The organism is Streptomyces sp. NPDC006624, assembly GCF_040611555.1.
Taxonomy (GTDB): domain Bacteria; phylum Actinomycetota; class Actinomycetes; order Streptomycetales; family Streptomycetaceae; genus Streptomyces.
Genome location: NZ_JBEXOM010000049.1, coordinates 1 through 3,869, shown reverse-complemented (window position 1 = coordinate 3,869; position 3,869 = coordinate 1). Strand labels below are relative to the sequence as shown.

At 72.9% G+C, this 3,869-nt stretch carries 1 protein-coding gene; it reads left to right on the top strand.

All coding sequences use genetic code 11. The annotated features are described in order from the left end of the window. The coding region (locus ABZY20_RS37040; RefSeq protein ID WP_356447913.1) for an amino acid adenylation domain-containing protein at positions 1 to 3,869 on the top strand (3,869 nt) is incomplete at both ends.

Below are 3,869 nucleotides of genomic sequence, written 5' to 3'. Positions count from 1 at the left end.
CGGCAGGACGTGCTCTTCGGCGCCACCGTCTCCGGACGGCCCCCCGAGGTGCCCGGCGCCGACTCCATGATCGGCATGTTCATCAACACCCTGCCGGTGCGGGTGCCGCTCGCTCCGTCGGACACCGTGGCCGGCCTCCTGCGCGGACTGCAGCACCGCCAGGCGGCCCTGATGGAACACCATCACCACGGGCTCACCGACATCCAGCAGCGCACCGGGCTCCCGGCCCTGTTCGACACCCTGGTCGTCTTCGAGTCCTATCCGGAGGACCAGGGAGCGCTCGCCGAGGCGGGTGAGGAGGCCGGCATCACCGTCACCGGTCTGCGGCCGTTCTCCGTCACGCACTACCCGCTGATGCTCGCCGCCGACCTCGACCCGTACCTGCGGATCATCCTGCAGTACCGGCTCGACACACTCGCTCCCGCGGACGTCGAGGACATGGCCGCACGGGTGCGCCGAGTGCTGTGCGCCCTGGTCGACGACGGGGACCGGAAACTCGCCGGTGTGCCCCTGCTCGCCCCCGCGGAACGCGACCACCTTCTGCACGCCCTCAACGACACGGCCGCGTCCGTGCCCGACGAGACCGTGCCCGAGCTGTTCGAGCGGCAGGCCGCCCTCACCCCGGACGCGACCGCCGTCGTCTCCGGCGGACTCACCCTGACCTACGGTGAACTGAACACCCGGGCCAACCGCCTCGCCCACCTGCTGATCGAGCACGGCGTGGCTCCCGAGACGACGGTGGCGCTGGCGCTCCCGCGCTCGGCGGAGCAGATCACCGCGCTGCTGGCGGTGGTCAAGGCCGGCGGTGCCTTCCTGCCCGTCGACCCGGCCTACCCGGCCGAGCGGATCTCCTACATGCTCGACGACGCGCGACCGGCACTGCTGCTGACGCGGGCCGAGTGGACCGAGGGGCTTCCCCACCACCCCGGCACCGTCGTACTCGACGACCCGGCCACCCTGGCGCAGCTCGACCGTCGGCCCGGCGCCGACCCCACCGACGCCGACCGCCGTGTCCCCCTGCGGCCGCAGCACCCCGCGTACGTCATCTACACCTCCGGCTCGACCGGCCGGCCCAAGGGCGTCGTCGTACCGCACACCCCGCTGCCCAGCCTGGCCCGCACCGAGATCGAACGGTTCGAGGTGACGGCGCGATCCAAGGTCCTCGCCTGCACCTCGCCCAGCTTCGACATCTCCGTCATGGAGTGGCTGACGGCGTTCGCCGCCGGCGCCACCCTCGTCGTGCCCCCGGGCCAGCAGATCGGCGAGTCCCTGGCGGCCACCCTCACCGAGGCGGAGATCAGCGTCGGCCTCATCGCCACCTCGACCCTCGCCACCCTGCCACCCGAGAGGTTCGCGCACCTGGCCACGCTCGGGGTGGGCGGCGAGGCGGTGCCGCCGGGCATCGTGGAGACCTGGGCCCCGGACCGCCGGCTGATCAACGGCTTCGGGCCGACCGAGACCACGTGCGTGGCCACGCTGAGCGACCCGCTCGTGGCCGACGGCACGGCCCCGCCCATCGGGCGGCCCGTGCTCAACACACGGCTGTACGTGCTGGACTCGTGGCTGCGGCCGGTGCCGCCCGGCGCGGCCGGCGAGCTGTACATCGCCGGCCGGGGCGTCGCCCGGAGCTATCTGCGCCGGCCCGGGATCACCGCCGAGCGTTTCGTCGCCGACCCGTTCGGGCCCGCCGGCGAGCGCATGTACCGCACCGGCGACCAGGTCCGCTGGCGGGACGACGGCCAGCTGGACTACCTCGGCCGGATCGACGACCAGGTGAAGATCCGCGGTTTCCGGATCGAGCCGGGCGAGGTCGAGAACGTCCTGGACGGCCATCCCGGCGTGGTCCGCGCAGCAGTTGTGGCCCGCGCCGGACGCACCGCCGACATGGGCAAGCGGCTGGTCGGCTACGTCGTGCCCGTGGACGAGCACGTCACCGTGGACGACCTGCGCGCATTCCTGGCCGAGCGGCTCCCGGGCCACATGGTGCCGTCGGCGTTCGTCCTGCTCGACCGGCTGCCCAGCACGGCGAACGGGAAGGTGGACCGGGCGGCTCTGCCCGAACCCGGGATCACCGGCTCCGAGTACCGCGCCCCCGACGGTGCCACCGAGACGGCGCTCGCCACGCTCTTCGCCGAACTGCTCGGCCTCGACCGGGTCGGCGCCGATGACGACTTCTTCGCCCTGGGGGGCCACTCGCTGCTGGCCACGCGGCTGGTCAGCCGCATCCGTGAGGCGCTCGGCACCGAACTGGCCGTGCGCACCGTCTTCGACGCGCCGACCGTTGCCGAACTGGCCCCGCACCTGACCTCCGGCGGACCGGTGCGGCCCGCGCTGCGCCCGCGCACGGACCGTCCCGAGCGGATCCCCCTCTCCTACGCCCAGCGCCGGCTGTGGTTCATGCACCGCTTCGACGGCCCCTCGGCGACCTACAACATCCCGCTGGCCCTCAGGCTTGCGGGTGAGCTGGACGAAGAGGCGCTGGCCGCCGCGGTGCGGGACGTGGTGGAGCGGCACGAGAGCCTGCGGACGGTGTTCGACGAGGACGAGGGCGGTGTGCCGTTCCAGCGTGTCCTCCCGGCCGGCGAGGCGGCGCCCGCGCTCGACGTGGTGGAGGTGCCCGCGCACGAACTGGCCGACCGGGTGTCGCAGGCGATGGAGCACCGGTTCGACCTCACCGCCGGGATCCCGCTGCGCGCCACCCTGTTCCGGGCCGGACCGCGGGAACATGTGCTTGCGCTGGTCACCCACCACATCGCCGCCGACGGGGAGTCGATGGCTCCGCTGGCCCGCGACCTGTCGGCGGCGTACACCGCCCGCCTGGGCGGCGGTGTCCCGGACTGGGAGGAACTGCCGGTCCAGTACGCCGACTACACCCTGTGGCAGCGCGACCTCCTCGGAGACCCGGACGATCCCGCCGCCCTCGCGGCGCGGCAGGCCGCGTACTGGCGGGAGGAACTGGCCGGCGCGCCTCAGCCCATGCAACTGCCCCTGGACCGGCCCCGCCCGCCCGCGGCAAGCCACCAGGGCGACATGCTGGAGTTCGCCGTCGACGCCGAACTCCTGGCCGCCGCGCGGGAGACGGCACGCCGCCACGACGTCACCATGTCCATGTTCACGCAGGCGGCCCTGTCGGTGCTGCTGGGCCGGCTGGGCGGTGGCGAGGACGTGTCGATCGGCGCGCCCATCGCGGGGCGGGGTGACGAGGCCCTGGGTGATCTGGTGGGGTTCTTCGTGAACACCTGGGTGCTGCGGGTGGACCTGTCGGGCAACCCGACGTTCTCCGAGGTCCTGGAGCGGGTGCGCGGCAAGGCCCTGGCGGCCTACGACAACCAGGACCTGCCCTTCGAGCGGCTCGTGGAACTCCTCAACCCCGAGCGCTCCCGGGCCTACCACCCGCTGTTCCAGGTGATGTTCGCCTGGCACGACACGCTGCACGTCGACTTCGACCTGCCCGGACTGACCGCCACCCCCGGTGTCGTGCAGACCCGGACCGCCAAGTTCGACCTCTACCTCACTCTCTCCGAGAACCGGGACGGTTCCGGCGCACACGGCTACCTCGAATACGCGACGGAACTCTTCGACCGCGGCACGGTGACCGCGTTCGCCGAGCGCTTCGTCCACGTGTTGCGCGGCCTGGTCGCGGACACCGCCGCGCCCGTGGACGGCGTGGACGTGCTGGTGCCCGGCGAACGGGAGCGGCTCGTCGTCGGCGTCAACGACAACGCCGTGACCGACCCCGACGTGTCCCTGGTGGAGTTGGTGGAGCGGCGGGTTGCGGCGGCTCCGGGTGCGCGGGCGGTGGTCTGCGGTGATGTGGTGTGGTCGTACGGGGAGTTGAACGCGCGGGCGAACCGGCTGGCGCGTGAGTT